11 protein-coding genes and 1 tRNA gene are annotated in these 13,564 nt (G+C 70.2%); 7 read left to right on the forward strand and 5 right to left on the reverse strand.

The genetic code is table 11. The annotated features are described in order from the left end of the window. The first annotated feature begins 164 nt into the window (after positions 1–164). The gene (locus LOK55_RS11925; protein WP_229935534.1) at positions 165–1,580 is read left to right on the forward strand and encodes a threonine/serine exporter ThrE family protein; all 1,416 of its coding nucleotides are present in this window, start codon (positions 165–167) and stop codon (positions 1,578–1,580) included. Positions 1,581–1,638: 58 nt separating this feature from the next. Continuing rightward, entirely contained in the window at positions 1,639–2,862 is a 1,224-nt protein-coding gene (locus tag LOK55_RS11930; protein WP_229935535.1) for an AI-2E family transporter, read from the forward strand. A gap of 6 nt (positions 2,863–2,868) precedes the next feature. On the opposite strand, the gene ligD is transcribed toward LOK55_RS11930, so the two are convergent. The 3 genes from ligD to LOK55_RS11945 all read right to left on the reverse strand — a co-directional run bounded on the left by ligD (position 2,869) and on the right by LOK55_RS11945 (position 7,721). Beyond that, the gene (gene ligD, locus LOK55_RS11935; protein WP_229935536.1) at positions 2,869–3,891 is read right to left on the reverse strand and encodes a non-homologous end-joining DNA ligase; all 1,023 of its coding nucleotides are present in this window, start codon (positions 3,889–3,891) and stop codon (positions 2,869–2,871) included. A 101-nt stretch (positions 3,892–3,992) separates the two neighbouring features. Further along, positions 3,993–5,246 (reverse strand): SseB family protein, encoded by a 1,254-nt coding sequence (locus LOK55_RS11940; protein ID WP_229935537.1) that lies wholly within the window; start codon positions 5,244–5,246, stop codon positions 3,993–3,995. Between the two features lie 21 nt (positions 5,247–5,267). Next, positions 5,268–7,721, reverse strand: a complete 2,454-nt coding sequence (locus tag LOK55_RS11945; protein WP_229935538.1) for an ATP-dependent helicase — start codon at positions 7,719–7,721, stop codon at positions 5,268–5,270. Between the two features lie 200 nt (positions 7,722–7,921). On the opposite strand from LOK55_RS11945, the gene LOK55_RS11950 reads away from it, so the two are divergent. The 3 genes from LOK55_RS11950 (at position 7,922) to LOK55_RS11960 (ending at position 9,413) form a co-directional block, all read left to right on the forward strand. Continuing rightward, positions 7,922–8,320, forward strand: coding sequence for a YccF domain-containing protein (locus LOK55_RS11950; protein WP_229935539.1), 399 nt, complete (start codon positions 7,922–7,924; stop codon positions 8,318–8,320). 191 nt (positions 8,321–8,511) lie between these two features. Further along, a tRNA-Met gene (locus LOK55_RS11955) sits at positions 8,512–8,584 on the forward strand. 220 nt (positions 8,585–8,804) lie between these two features. Then, positions 8,805–9,413: a hypothetical protein gene (locus LOK55_RS11960; protein ID WP_229935540.1), complete on the forward strand. Its 609-nt coding sequence runs from the start codon at positions 8,805–8,807 to the stop codon at positions 9,411–9,413. Here the strand turns inward: LOK55_RS11960 and LOK55_RS11965 are convergent. Further along, the gene (locus LOK55_RS11965; RefSeq protein WP_229935541.1) at positions 9,392–9,796 is read right to left on the reverse strand and encodes a hypothetical protein; all 405 of its coding nucleotides are present in this window, start codon (positions 9,794–9,796) and stop codon (positions 9,392–9,394) included. The genes LOK55_RS11960 and LOK55_RS11965 overlap by 22 nt on opposite strands. A 38-nt stretch (positions 9,797–9,834) precedes the next feature. Here LOK55_RS11965 and LOK55_RS11970 point away from each other — a divergent pair, with 38 nt between their 5' ends. Beyond that, positions 9,835–9,996, forward strand: coding sequence for a hypothetical protein (locus tag LOK55_RS11970; RefSeq protein WP_229935542.1), 162 nt, complete (start codon positions 9,835–9,837; stop codon positions 9,994–9,996). Positions 9,997–10,025: 29 nt separating this feature from the next. Then, the gene (locus LOK55_RS11975) at positions 10,026–10,814 is read left to right on the forward strand and encodes a nuclease-related domain-containing protein (protein WP_229935544.1); all 789 of its coding nucleotides are present in this window, start codon (positions 10,026–10,028) and stop codon (positions 10,812–10,814) included. A 7-nt stretch (positions 10,815–10,821) separates the two neighbouring features. On the opposite strand, the gene LOK55_RS11980 is transcribed toward LOK55_RS11975, so the two are convergent. Next, a complete protein-coding gene (locus tag LOK55_RS11980) occupies positions 10,822–13,455 on the reverse strand; it encodes a DEAD/DEAH box helicase (protein ID WP_229935543.1) in 2,634 nt (877 codons plus the stop codon). Positions 13,456–13,564: the final 109 nt, after the last annotated feature.

Below are 13,564 nucleotides of genomic sequence, written 5' to 3' on the forward strand. Positions count from 1 at the left end.
TCCGGCGGCCGGCCATGCGGGCCCGAGGTGCGAAAGCGGGTGATGCCCGTTCTTTCTGGGTCTGACGCTAGCCCTGCGCGGCGGCGGCGGAGCGCGCGCCCGGCCGTGAAAAAGTACGGCCGCGCGGCGTGCGCGTCGTACCGACCCGGTGCCAGGATCGAGACATGTCCGAGCCCGTCGAGCCGCCCGCCGACAGCGACCGGCCCGGCGCGGGCACGGACCGGCCCGACGCGCGCCTGCACGGGTGCGACGCCGTCCCGGCGCCCCGCGACGACACCGACGCCGGCATCGACGCCGATCGGCCGTCGGACGTCGAGTGGACGCTGACCCAGGAGCTGCGACTCGAGCCGGTGCAGTTCATCGCCCGCACCGATGCGGTCATGCGCCTCGGCGCGCTCATGCTCGGCGCGGGCGGCTCGTCGGCGCGCGTGCGCGACAGCATGGAGCGCGCCGCCCACGCGGTCGGCATCGAGAAGCTGCACACGCGGGTCGGCATGACCGACATCGTCGCCACCACGAGCCGCGGGCAGATGTTCCGCACGCGGGTCGCCGAGATCCGCCGCCCGGCCGTCGACGCCGACCGGCTCACCGCTCTCAAGCGCCTGACGGGCGAGCTGCACCCCGGCACACCCGCCGCCGAACTGCAGCGTCGGCTCGACGCGATCGAGGCGACCCCACGCCGCTATCCCGAGATCGTGCGAGTGCTCGGCGCGGCGCTCGCGTGCGCGGCGTTCGCGCTGCTCAACAACGGCGGCTGGCAGGAGTTCGTCGCCGTCGGCATCGCGGCCGGCGCGGGCCAGTTCGTGCGGCTGCGCATCGGGCGGCTGCGCACGAACGAGTTCCTCGTCGTCTTCCTCTCCGCGATGACGGCGCTGCTCGTCTACCTCGGCGTCGCGGCGCTCCTCGCCGCCGTCGGTCTCCCGGGCGGGCAGCACGACGCCGCGCTGACGAGCGCCGTGCTCTACCTCGTGCCGGGCTTCCCGCTCGTCACCGGGGCGCTCGATCTCGCCCGCCTCGACCTGGACGCCGGAATCTCCCGTGTCGTCTACGCGACGCTCGTGCTGCTCGCGACCGGCACCGCGGTGTGGGGCATCGGGTCGCTCTTCCACGCGACCGTCACCCAGACCGCCACTGCGCTGTTCGACGAGCCGGTGCTCTCGATCGTGCGGCTCGTGGCGGGGTTCGTCGGCGTGCTGGGCTTCGCGGTGCTGTTCGACACTCCGCCCGCGATCGCGCTCACGGCGGCGACGCTCGGGACGATCGCGAACGCGGGCAGGCTGGCGATGGTGGATGCCGGGACCACCGCTCCGCTCGCCGCGGCGATCGCGGCCCTCGCGGTCGGCTTCGGCGCGTTCCTCGTCGGCGATCGGCTCCGCGCGGCGCGCGTGACCATCACGGTGCCGGCGGTGCTCATCATGGTGCCGGGGGCCGCCGCCTACCGGGCGATCACCGGCGTCATCGCGGGCGACACCCTCTCGGCGATCCAGAACGGCTTCACGGCGGTGTTCGTCGTGGTCGCCCTCGCGATCGGGCTGACGGTCGCGCGCGTGCTCACCGAGCGTGAGTGGTCGCGGCCCTGATCGCGGCGCGCCTGTCAAGGCTTCGCGGCCACGGGCCCGCGTCCCCTACCGTCGAGGCATGGGACTGTTCCGCGCCTCCGCCCCCACTTCCGTCCGCGTGTCCGACAACGGCTCGCCGCTGCGCGTGAGCGCCGCCGCGACCGGCAAGCCCTGGAGCCTCTGGGCCGACGGGCTCGGCACGTTCGCGATCCGCGCCCTGCAGATCCTCCTCGCGGTCCTCCTCATCGGCGCGGTGATGGCCGGGATCGGCCAGCTGACCGTCGTCGTCATCCCGCTGCTGCTCGCGCTGATCCTGGCATCCGCGTTCGCACCGGTCATGCGGTGGCTGCGGCGCAAGGGCGTGCCGCCGCTCGCCGCGACGCTCCTCACCCTGCTGACGATCGTGCTGCCGCTGACGGCGGTGGGCTGGCTCATCGTCAACGCGGTGCGCAACCAGTGGGACGACCTGTATGCGCAGGCGCAGGCCGGGTTCCAGGACCTCATGTCGTGGGTGTCGACGCTGCCGATCAGCATCGATCAGGCGCAGATCGACGAGTGGCTCTCGGCGCTCGGCGACTTCGTCACGAGCGCGCAGTTCGGCTCGGGCGCGATCGCCGGGGTGAGCGCGGTGGCGAGCTTCATCACCGGGTTCATCCTGATGGTGGTCATCCTCTTCTTCTTCCTGAAGGACGGCCCGCAGATGTGGGAGTTCCTCATGCGGCCGTTCGAGGGCAAGAGCTACGAGCGCGCGATGCGGGTGGGCGACAAGTCGGTGACGACGCTCGGCTCGTACGTGCGCGGCATCGCCGCCGTCGCCGCGGTCGACGCCATCGGCATCCTCATCGGTCTGCTGATCCTGCAGGTGCCGCTCGCCTTCCCGCTCGCGGTGCTGACCTTCCTCCTCGCGTTCATCCCGTTCGTCGGGGCGACCCTCGCGGGCACGCTCGCCGCGCTCGTGGCGCTCGTCACGAACGGCTGGGTCGTCGCGCTCCTCGTCGTCGGCGTCGTGGTGCTCGTCAACCAGCTGGAGGGCAACTTCCTGCAGCCGGTGCTGATGGGGCGCTCGATGAAGCTGCATCCCTTCGTCGTGCTCATCGTGCTGACGGCGGGCACGTACCTCGGCGGCATCCTCGGCGCCGTGCTCGCCGTGCCGCTCACCGCGGTCGCGTGGGGCATCGTGCAGGTGTGGGACGGGCCGAACACGCCCGCCCGCTGGGCGCGCCCGAAGCATCGCGCCGACGAGCATGCGATGATCGAGGGCCGGGAGCCGGCGTCGCTGAAGGCCGGTGGAAGCGGCAGCTGACCGCGGTCAGTCCTTCTTGGCGCGGCTCGGCTGCACGCGCGGCGGCTCGCCGGGCATCTTGGGGAACTCCGGCGGGAACGGCAGCTCGCCGAGGCCCGCGTCGAGGTCGCGCTGCCACCACTCCAGCAGCGTGTCGATGCGGCCCGGCGTCTTCTGCAGGTCACGCCACGGGTCGCCGAGGTCCGCGAGCCGCTGCGGTACGGTGCGCACGGTGAACGCTCCCGGATCGACACCCGCGGCGAGCTCCTCCCACGTGATCGGGGTCGCGACGGTCGCCGTCGGCAGCGCGCGCGGGCTGTAGGCGCCCGCCATCGTGCGGTCGCGGTTGGCCTGGTTGAAGTCGACGAAGATGCGTTCGCCGCGCTCCTCCTTCCACCAGTTCATCGTGACCTTGTCCGGCATCCGGCGTTCCAGCTCACGGCCCGCGGCGATCACCGCGTGCCGCACGTCGAGGAACTCGTGGGTCGGTTCGATCGGGCAGAACACGTGGATGCCTCGATTGCCGCTCGTCTTCAGCCAGGCATCCAGTCCCGCTTCGCGCAGCACCTCGCGCAGCGCCGGGGCGACCGCCGCGGCGTCCGCGAAATCGGTGCCCGGCTGCGGGTCGAGGTCGATGCGCAGCTCAACCGGGTCGTCGGTGTCGGCGGCGAGCGAGGCCCAGGGGTGGAAGACGACGGTGTTCATCTGCACCGCCCAGACGATCGCGGCGGCCTCGTCGAGCACGACCTGGGGGTGCTTCCGGCCGCTGTTGTACGTGCACATCACCTCGTGCACGTAATCGGGTGCGCCGCGCGGCGGGTTCTTGGAGAAGAAGCTCTCGCCGGCGACGCCGTCGGGGAACCGCTCGAGGGAGACGGGCCGATGCCCGTTCGCGCGCAGGAACGGCTCGGCGACGGCGATCACGTACTCGGCGAGCTCGCGCTTGGTGATGCCGACCGCCGGCCAGATCACCCGGTCGGGGCTCGACAGCGACACCTCGCGGTCGCCGTCCGGGCCCGGAACGGTGAGGGTGACGCGCTCGGATGCCATGGGTCGACCCTAGGCGCGGGGCGCGCGGGGCGACAGCCCCCTCGCGCCGAGACGGCGCGACGGCGCGACGGCGCGGTGGCGAGACGGCGCGGCGGCGCGGCTCAGTCGGCGAGGGCGAGCACGGCGGCGAGGTCGTCGCGGTCGAGCTCGATCCACGGGCCGGCGGGGTCGAGCACGATGCCGGTGAGCGCCGGCTCGGATGCCAGGGTCGTAGCCAGCTGCGCCGTCGTGAGCGGCAGCGGGCTGTCGCCGCGGCCCATCGCGATCACCTCGAGCGGGTGGCTGTAGACCTCGAGGCGACGCTCCCCCGCCTCGGTGCGCGCCTCGGCGAGGCCGATCGCGCCCGATGGGTCAGTGCCGCCCGCGACCCAGACGGGCACGCGGGTGAGGACCTCGGCGATCGCCGCGGGGGTCTCCTCGGTGCGCTCGCCCGACAGCAGCGCCTTCAGCTCGAACGGCACCGGGGCGCCGTCTTCGAGCGACTTCTTCACGAGCTCGATCGGCAGCACCAGCCGCGCTCCGGTGTTGGCGTGGTCGAGGTAGACGCCGTCGTAGCCCGAGTCGATCGCCGTGCGGAACACGTTGTGCGCGGCCTGACCGACGACCGAGGTCGCGCTGTCGGCCGTGGCGGCGGCCGCTTCGGCGGCGACGCTCTGCCGCATGGCCTCGCCGCTGCTGAACACCAGCAGGTAGCGCTTGTCCTCGTGGGTCGTGACGGCGAGGTTCAGCCCCTGGCCGGCGGCGATCAGCGCCTGCGCGTCGCCCTGCGCGCGGAGGTAGAGCTGACCCTGCAGCGCCTGGCGCATGACGTTCATGATGTGCGCGGCCTGCGGCGACTCGGGGAGGGCTGCCAGCGCCGCCTGCAGCAGCGCGTTGTCGACGAGGCCCGGGATCGTCTCGCTCGGCGCGGGCGCCGTTGCGGCGGGGCGCGGGCGGGCGGGCGCGGGAGCGGGTGTCGGGGCCCCGGTTGTCACGGCGGACGCGGACGCGTTCGTGGCGGAGGCCTCGCGGACGACCTCGTCCAGCGGGCGGGCGGTCTCGGCGCCGCGCCCGAACGTGTTCACCGAGATGCCGACGTGCGGCACCGGCTCCGCGGGCGTCTCGGGGGCGTCGGCGGTCTCCGCGTCGGCCTCGGCGAGGGCCGCGTCGGCGAACGCCGCATCGGCGTCGACCGGCGAACCGGGAACGGGAGCGGCCGACACGGGCGCCGCGGCGGATGCCTCGGCATCCACGCGTCCGTCGTCGTCGCGGCCGGGCGCCGCCTCGGAATCAGCGGAGGCCGGAGCGCCGGAAGCGGGAGCGCCGGATGCGGGGGTGGACCGGTCGCCCTTGTCGCGACGCGAGAACAATGCCATGCCTTCGAGCGTAGCCGGGCGTCAGAGCTTCGCGATCGGCGCGATCTTGATGAGGAGCTTCTTCGGACCGGCCGAATCGAACCGCACGTGCGCGACGCGCTTGGCGCCCTCGCCGGTGATCATGTCGACGCGGCCCTCACCGAAGTCGTCGTGCCGGATGCGGTCGCCCGGCGCGAGCTCGAGGTCGCCATTGTCGCGCACCTTCGCGGGGATGCGGTTGGCGAACTTCGTGATGTCGCCGGCGGGCTTCTCGCGCCGCGGCAGCGGCACGAGGTCGTCGCCGTAACGCGATCCCCCGCCGAAACCGCCGCGCCCCGCACCGCTCCCGGGCCGGCCGTTCAGCGCGCGCGACTGCGTTCCGCCGCGCGAGTTCACGTCTCCCGGCGACTGCCGCCAGTCGATCAGCTCGTGCGGGATCTCCTGCAGGAAGCGGCTCGGGAGGGCCGCAGACACCTCGCCGAACTGCGCACGGGTCATCGCGAGCGAGACGTGCAGCTTCTTGCGCGCGCGGGTCAGGGCGACGTAGAACAGCCGCCGCTCCTCCTGCGGGCCGCCCGGCTCGTTCGCGGAGATCCGGTGCGGGATCAGGTCTTCTTCGACGCCGGTGACGAACACGGCGTCGAACTCGAGGCCCTTCGCGGTGTGCATCGTCATGAGCGAGACCGATCCCGACGAGTCGTCGAGATCGTCGGCATCCGACACCAGCGCCACCTCGGTCAAGAAGTCGAGCAGCGTCCCTTCGGGGTTGTTGCGCGCGAACTCGCGCGTGACGGCGACGAGCTCGTCGAGGTTCTCGACGCGCGCCTCGTCCTGCGGGTCTTTCGAGCGGCGGAGCGCGTCGAGGTATCCCGACTTGTTGAGCAGCACGTTGAGGCCCTCGGTCACGGACGTCGGCGGGGCGACCTCGCCCGAGGCGGGCAGCATGATCTCGGTCGCCTCGGCCAGCACCGCGTCGAGGTGGGCGATGGCCTGCTGGATCTTCGGCCCGACCCCGAGCGCCGACGCGTTCGCCAGCGCGTCGCGGAAGGTGATGCCCTCCTCGGCCGCGTAGCGGGCGATGGAGGTCTCGGTCACGTCGCCGATCCCGCGGCGCGGGCGGTTGAGGATGCGGCGGACGCTCAGTTCGTCGGCGGGGTTCGCGACGGCGATGAGGTACGCCATGGCATCCTTGATCTCCGCCCGCTCGTAGAACTTGGTGCCGCCCATGATCTTGTAGGGCACCGCCGAGCGGATGAAGATCTCTTCCAGCGCACGCGACTGCGAATTGGTGCGGTAGAAGACCGCCATCTCGCTGTAGGCGGTGCCGGCGCGGTGCAGGGCCTCGACCTCGTCGGCGACGAACTGCGCCTCGTCGTGCTGCGAGTAGCCGGTGAAGCCGATGATCGCGCTGCCCGGGCCGACGTCGGTCCAGAGCTTCTTGTCCTTGCGATCGAAGTTGTTGCCGATGACCGCATTCGCGGCATCCAGGATCGTCTGCGTCGACCGGTAGTTCTGCTCGAGCAGCACGACCTTCGCACCCGGATAGTCGCGTTCGAACTCGGTGATGTTGCGGATGTCGGCGCCGCGGAAGGCGTAGATCGACTGGTCCGAATCGCCGACCACGGTGAGCGAGGCGGCTTCCTCGCCGCCGGCGCCACCGCTCCGCGCGTCGAAGATCATCATGCCGGAGTCGTGCGCCTGCCCGTCCGATCCCGGGGGGCGGGTCAGCTCGTGGATCAGGGCGTACTGGGCGTGGTTGGTGTCCTGGTACTCGTCGACGAGGATGTGCCGGAAGCGCCGGCGATACACGTCGGCGACGTGCGGGAACGCGCGGAACAGGTAGACGGTCTGACCGATGAGATCGTCGAAGTCGAACGCGTTCGCGCGCTGCAGCGCACGCTGATAGTCGGCGAACACCTCCGCGAAGACGCGCTCGGCGGGGTCGCTCAGGTTCGCCGTGCGAGCGAACGACTCGGCGTCGGCCAGCTCGTTCTTGAGCTTCGAGATGCGTCCCTGAACGGATGCCGGGGTGAAGCCGAACGCGTCGGCCTCGTGCTCCTTGACGAGTCGCTTGATGAGGGCCCGCGAGTCGCCGGAGTCGTAGATGGTGAAGTTCTTGGTGAAGCCGAACTGGTCGGCCTCGCGGCGGAGGATGCGTACGCACGCGGAGTGGAAGGTGGAGATCCCCATGCCCTGCGCGGTGTCGCCGATGAGGCCGCGCACGCGCTCGCGCATCTCTCCCGCGGCCTTGTTGGTGAAGGTGATCGCGAGGATCTGGCTCGGCCACGCCTCGCGCGAGCGCAGCAGCGACGCGATGCGGCGGGTGAGGACGCTGGTCTTGCCCGAGCCGGCGCCCGCGACGATGAGCAGCGCGGGGCCGCGGTAAGTGACGGCCTCGCGCTGCGGCTCGTTGAGGCCCGCGAGGAGGTCGTCGTCGGAGCGGCCGGGGGCCGGCGTGCCGGCGCCGACGATGACGGGTTTGATGGGGTCAGGCATGGCCTCTCAAGTCTAGGTCGCCCCCTCGACATCCCCGCCTCGCCTGTGCCGCCGGGCATGCCCCCGCCGCCGAGCATGCCCCCCGACGCCGAGCCGCCACGCTCTGTGCGAGCCGCCACGCTCTGTGCGGTCCGGATCGTGGCGGCTCGCACGAAGCGTGGCGGTTCGCGGGGCAGGAGGGGTGGCGGGAGAATGGGGGGATGAGGACGCTGCTCAATATCATCTGGATCGTGTTCGCGGGGTTCTGGCTGTTCCTCGGGTACGTCGCGGCGGGCGTGCTGCTATGCATCCCGATCATCACGATCCCGTGGGCGATCGCCTCGTTCCGCACCGCGGGCTACGTCATCTGGCCGTTCGGCCGCACGATCGTCTCGAAACCGACGGCGGGGGTCGGCTCGTTCCTCGGCAACGTCATCTGGGTGATCTTCGCCGGGTGGTGGCTGGCTCTCGGGCACCTCGCGAGCGGCATCGCGCTGTGCATCACGATCATCGGCATCCCGATGGCGATCGCCGACTTCAAGATGATCCCCATCTCGCTCATGCCGCTCGGCAAGGACATCGTCTCGACCCGTCAGGGCGAGTTCGACCGCGCTCTCTGAGCACGCCGCCCTCCCCCGAGAAACCACTTCCGCCGCGAGAAACCCACGGCACGCGTGGTTTCTCGCGCAGCGAGTGGTTTCTCGCGCGGATGCCGCAGGTGGATGCCCCGTCGTCACGCGGCGACACACGAAGCAAGGAACCGTCACAGCACTCGCGCGGGAGCGCAGCCTCGCTTAGCGTCGAAGGACATCGCGGCGATCCGGGCGGTCCCGGGCACCGGTTCATACCCGGTCGCGTTGCGGGTTCGACTCCCGCCGTCGCGTCTGTTCGCGAAAGGACGCGATCCCAATTGTTTCAAGGGATCGTGGCCGCTTTGCTCCTCTTCGGTGACGACCATCCGGACACCAGATGGACACACCTTGACCACGACGCCCAGTTTCGCGTTTCTCGTCACGTGGATCAATCTTCCGATTTTCCTGTAATCATGGTTACATGTAATCCCGTAACGATGATCGCAGGAATACCTGGAAACCGAGAAGAGCGATGAAGGGCAACGAGCTGGTGTGGCGCGCGCTCGCCGATCGTGCGCTCGAAGGGCAGCGGACCTGGCGGAATGTCGCCGACCTCGCCTACGAAGCGGGGGTTCCGAGCACGACCGCGTATCTTGCTCTCGAGCGACTCGAGAGCAACGGGACGATTGATCGGTACAGCCGCGGCGGGCTCGCGGTCGTCAGCATCGACAAGCTGCTGACGATGCTGTGCGCATGGCGCAACCTCGAGCGCGACACCCTCGCATGGACGACTCGAGAAAGCATCGCCCCTCTCCTCGACGGCAACGCGGGTCCCTACGCCCTCGGCGGCGCCGACGCGGCGACCGCGATCCTGAACGGCCGAGCCGTGGCGGACTTCAGCGAGCACATCGTGTACCTCCCCGCATCCGCGAAGGTCACCGACCTGCCCGCCGGCAAGGAGGTACGCGTGCTGTCGATGGACAAGCGTGCAGCGAAGACCTGGAACGGGTACTCGAGCCTTGCTCAGACGTATGCCGATCTCTTCGCGACTCCGGGGTGGCAGGCATCCGAGTTCCGGAAGGCGCTGCGCGACAGCTTCCTGCGGGACCGCGAGTGGGATCAGGAAAGTGACGTGCGATGACGATTCTCGGGGCAGACGATGAGGGCCGCCTTCGCGCTCTGCTGGACTCGCTCGGGTACGACCTCGAGCCCTCGATCCTCATCGGAGGGTGGGCGACGAACGCGCGCGTCGGCGGCGAGATCAGCCACGACATCGACCTGATCATCACCGACCAGAACCTGCGGCAGAGACTCGCGGAACGCCTCACTGAGTACAGCGAGAACCACCTCCGCAGTGGCGGGCGGAAGGCGCGCGGCAACGCCGATGGCGTCCACGTCGACGCGTACTTCCCCTACGAGTCCAAGCTCGGGACCAGGCTGCTCCTCGACGTCGGTGCGCTCACGCGCTACGTCGACCCCGACCTCAAGGTCGAAGGCTGGCTCATGCTCACACTCGACGCCCACATCGCCACGGCGGACCTGTCGATGACATTCCCGGGCACATGCGCACGACATTCGAACTCCTCCCCAAACTCGCCGGACTCAACCAGAAGGACCGTCGCCGCTACGCCTCCCTCGCCCGCGAATGGATCGAAGAAGCTGAACTGCAGCTTCGGCGCCGGTCAGACGGGCGCCCGGGACCGACGCTCGGAGCAGGCACGTGACGCTGGAACTCGGTCCCGACGACAAACGCATGAAGCTGCGCTACGCCGGGAGCTGTCGGCTATGTGGCCGCGCGCACAGTGCGGGTGCCGAGGCCATCTACGAGCGGGCCCGAAAGGCGATTCGCTGCGTGGAGTGCGACAAACCGGCAGTCGAGGCGCCCCCGGTCGAAGTCGTGGGCGGCGAAGCCGGTGCGTCCGCGCGCCGAGACTACGAGCGACGCCGGGATGCCCGTGAGCAGCGGATCCGCGGTGAGCATCCGAAGCTCGGCGGGCTGATCCTCGCACTGTCTGACGATCCGCAAAGCACGAAGGCGTGGGAGCGCGGGGCGGTCGGCGAGGAGCTCATGGCGAAACGGCTCGCCGACGTCCCCGACACCTTCCGCGTCATGCACGACCGTCGCATCCGCGGAACGAAAGCGAACATCGACCACATCGCCATCGGCCCCTCGGGTGTCTGGGTGATCGACGCGAAGCGATACAAAGACAAGCGCCCGGAGCTGCGCGTTGCGGGCGGCCTCTTCCGACCGCGGGTGGAGTCGCTTCGAGTTGGCGGCCGCGACGGCACCAAACTCGTCGACGGCGTGAAGTCGCAAGTCGACCGCGTCCGCGAGGCACTAACCGACGACACGATCCCGATCACAGGCGTGCTGTGCTTCCTCGAGGCCGACTGGCCGCTCCTCGGAGGATCCTTCACGGTCGACGGCGTCCACGTCGTCTGGCCGCGGCTCCTCATCAAGCGGATGATGGAGGCGCCCATTGTCGCCTTCGACGTCGACGCCATTGACGCGCGCCTCGCACAGGCTTTCCCCGTCGCGTAAATCGCAGCTACAGCACGAACTCCGACATCCACGCGCAGCGGGGCGCCGTTTCCGCCTCGGCCTTCGAGGGCGGCGCCGGAACCGTCTCGATCTGTCGCGGGAGCGAATTCGGTATCAGCGGCTCGATGCGACCAGGCTGGGCATGACGAGGTCCGGCAAGTGCCCACTCGCCATCCACCGTGACCAGGGCGAGCGGGTGGCCGTCGGCGATCGCGATGCCGGTATCGATGTGCAGCGCGGCGAGGAGTGCAGCGAGTGTGATCTGCACTTCTGCTTCCGACGCCTCCCGTGAACGCAGAACGGCATGCGGTGATCTCAGGTCGGTGCGGCTGGCTTCGCGCAGCAGCGCGCGGAGGTTTGCCCTGAGGGCGACGACCGCGAGCTGCGGTTCGGTGTGACGCTCCGAGAGAGCGACAGCGACCGGGCCGAGACGAGGGTCGGGAGCGATCAGCGCGCGGATGGTGTCGCGCATCCGCTTCCGTTCGCTCTGGAAGAGCCTTCGGACGCCGCGTGGATGCGCGAGGACGGAGTGGACGTCGGGCAGCGCGGCGGTCAGCGCGGCAGCTTCGTCGATCGGGCTTGCAGACGCGGCACTGGCGGGCACGTCGGCGAGCAGGTTGGCGTATCCGAAGTCGCCGTCGCGCGTGTAGAGGAAAACGTCGGCTGCGATGGTACCGGTCGAGCGTGGCGGGAGGACGATGTCGATCGGCCCCTGGGCGGGTCGCGTCGTCGACACGGCGCGCGCGGCCCCGGTCGACGTCATGGCGGTCACCCGCGCGTGCGTGTTCGGACTCCGGTAGGTCAGCTCGAGGTCGACGAGCGGCTCCAGAGTGATGTCGGCACGAGAACCCACGATGTCGGCGAAGCCCTCCGCGCTCACATCCACGTCGCGCGGCCGCGCGTTGATGCGGTCCGGCGAAGTGAACCCCGCCGCGCGCGCCCGCCGCCACAGACCGGACATGCGGGTGCGGTGGTTCTGCGGTTCGAGCGTGCGCTCGAGCATCCACAGCAGCCGCCCGGTCCCCCGCTCGGGGTGAGGCGACAGCTGCCACCAGGTCAAGCGGCGGGAGAGGTCGCCGGCGACGGCGGGTGCCCAGGTCGCGGCATCCGCATAGCCGAGCGAGGCGACCCACGCGAGGTATCGCGGCATGTCTTCGACGGCGCGGCGCAGCTCCGCCATCGAGACCCCGACCGGCGGGGTGTCGCGTGCGCGACCGGGCGATCGGAGGGCGATCTGCGCGGCCGCCAGGCACAGTCGTGCTCCGAACCAGTCGCGCGTGCGAGCGAGCACTCGCGGCGACCATCCGGTGAGCAGCTCGTCGACGTATCCGGTGTAGACGCGCTCGTTGACGGGGCGTTCTCGGAGCGCCGCGGCGGCGGTGGTGACGGTCTGCAGCACCAGCTCCTCCGCCTCGTCGGCGCTGGACGGCAGCGGCAGCGCGGCGAGGGCCCGGAGCATCTCCCCCGCGGAGTCGACGTCGATCATGAGCCGGGAGGTCAGCATCCCGATCTCGGTCGGCGCGAGATGCGCGTCAACCTCGGTCGCGAAGCCGCGCGCGAGGAGCATGTCGATGACGTCGTCCAGGTCGGCGGAAGCCCGATTCTGCGCGAACGCGAGGGTCTGCTCGAACCACGACCGCGCACTCGCGCGGTCGGTGACCGATCCGAGCAGCAGCTCGGCGAGGATGGCGTCGCCGAGCTGCGTGACGATGCGACTGTTCGCCGCGTAGCCGTCACTGAGCTTGACCTTCCACGTTCCCTCGTCGACCCGTGGGACGAGCATAAATCCGTAGCCCTCGGGCTCCTGCCCGGCGCGGCCCGCCCGCCCGAACATCTGCTGCGCCTGACTGACTTCGAGCGGTGTCATGCCGAGCTCGAGGTCACGGATGATGACGAACTTCGCGGGCGTGTTGACACCCGTCGACAACCCGGATGTGGCGACGAGGACGCGGAGCTCGCGGGCGCGGAACGCGTCCAGCGCACGGCCGGCGCGGGGTGCGTCGCGAAAGTGGATGCCGACGCCGCGACGGAAGCACTCTTCGATCACCGTGTCCAGCTCGACGCCATGGAAGCGGACGCCGGCTGCGCGCGCCGCGGTGCGGATCACGGCGGCCTTGCTGCCGCAGAACACGACAGCGCTCGAACCGCCAGCGTTCCCGGCGTCCCGCGCGCCGGGGTCCGTTCCGACGAGACTCCGCAGCAGCGGGATTACGGTGTCGTCTTTCGCGGACTCGAACTGCTCGCGTTTGCCGTGGGTCGGCGGGTCGTAGGGCACGAGCTGCGTCGTGAGGACGGTTGGCCGCCACGTCGAGCGCACGAGGTCCGCGTGGAACCACGCTGCGAGTTCGTCGGCGTTCGACACGGTCGCCGAGAGCGCGACGATCCGCGTGCGTCCTTCCGCAACGCGGAGCCGCGCGATCATCGACTCGAGCGTCGCGCCGCGGGTCGGGTCACCGACCAGATGGACTTCGTCGATGATGAGGCATCCGATGCGGCCGATGACGTCCTTCAACGAGGCCCGCCGATAGAGCGCCTCGAACTTCTCTGTGGTGGCGACCCAGAGCTGCGCCTGCTTCACCGCATCGCTCGACATGTTGGTCTCGCCGGTGAGCTCGATCGTTCGAATGCCAGGGCTCGTCACACGGAATGTGACATTGGGGTGTGACACTTCTTGTAGACGGTCGTTACCAGGAAGGAACGACAGGCAGAGATGTCTACGAATCGCAGGAAGTTCACTGAGGAGTTCAAGG

Source organism: Microbacterium sp. F2E (assembly GCF_020905435.1).
Classification (GTDB): Bacteria; Actinomycetota; Actinomycetes; order Actinomycetales; family Microbacteriaceae; genus Microbacterium; species Microbacterium lacticum.

Bases quoted from the DNA above. Each gene is read 5' to 3' on its own strand.
- LOK55_RS11970 (WP_229935542.1), top strand. From the start codon at position 9,835: ATGCGCACGACATTCGAACTCCTCCCCAAACTCGCCGGACTCAACCAG.
- LOK55_RS11925 (WP_229935534.1), top strand. From the start codon at position 165: ATGTCCGAGCCCGTCGAGCCGCCCGCCGACAGCGACCGGCCCGGCGCG.
- LOK55_RS11945 (WP_229935538.1), bottom strand. From the start codon at position 7,721: ATGCCTGACCCCATCAAACCCGTCATCGTCGGCGCCGGCACGCCGGCC.
- LOK55_RS11930 (WP_229935535.1), top strand. From the start codon at position 1,639: ATGGGACTGTTCCGCGCCTCCGCCCCCACTTCCGTCCGCGTGTCCGAC.
- ligD (WP_229935536.1), bottom strand. From the start codon at position 3,891: ATGGCATCCGAGCGCGTCACCCTCACCGTTCCGGGCCCGGACGGCGAC.
- LOK55_RS11960 (WP_229935540.1), top strand. From the start codon at position 8,805: ATGAAGGGCAACGAGCTGGTGTGGCGCGCGCTCGCCGATCGTGCGCTC.
- LOK55_RS11950 (WP_229935539.1), top strand. From the start codon at position 7,922: ATGAGGACGCTGCTCAATATCATCTGGATCGTGTTCGCGGGGTTCTGG.
- LOK55_RS11940 (WP_229935537.1), bottom strand. From the start codon at position 5,246: ATGGCATTGTTCTCGCGTCGCGACAAGGGCGACCGGTCCACCCCCGCA.
- LOK55_RS11975 (WP_229935544.1), top strand. From the start codon at position 10,026: ATGAAGCTGCGCTACGCCGGGAGCTGTCGGCTATGTGGCCGCGCGCAC.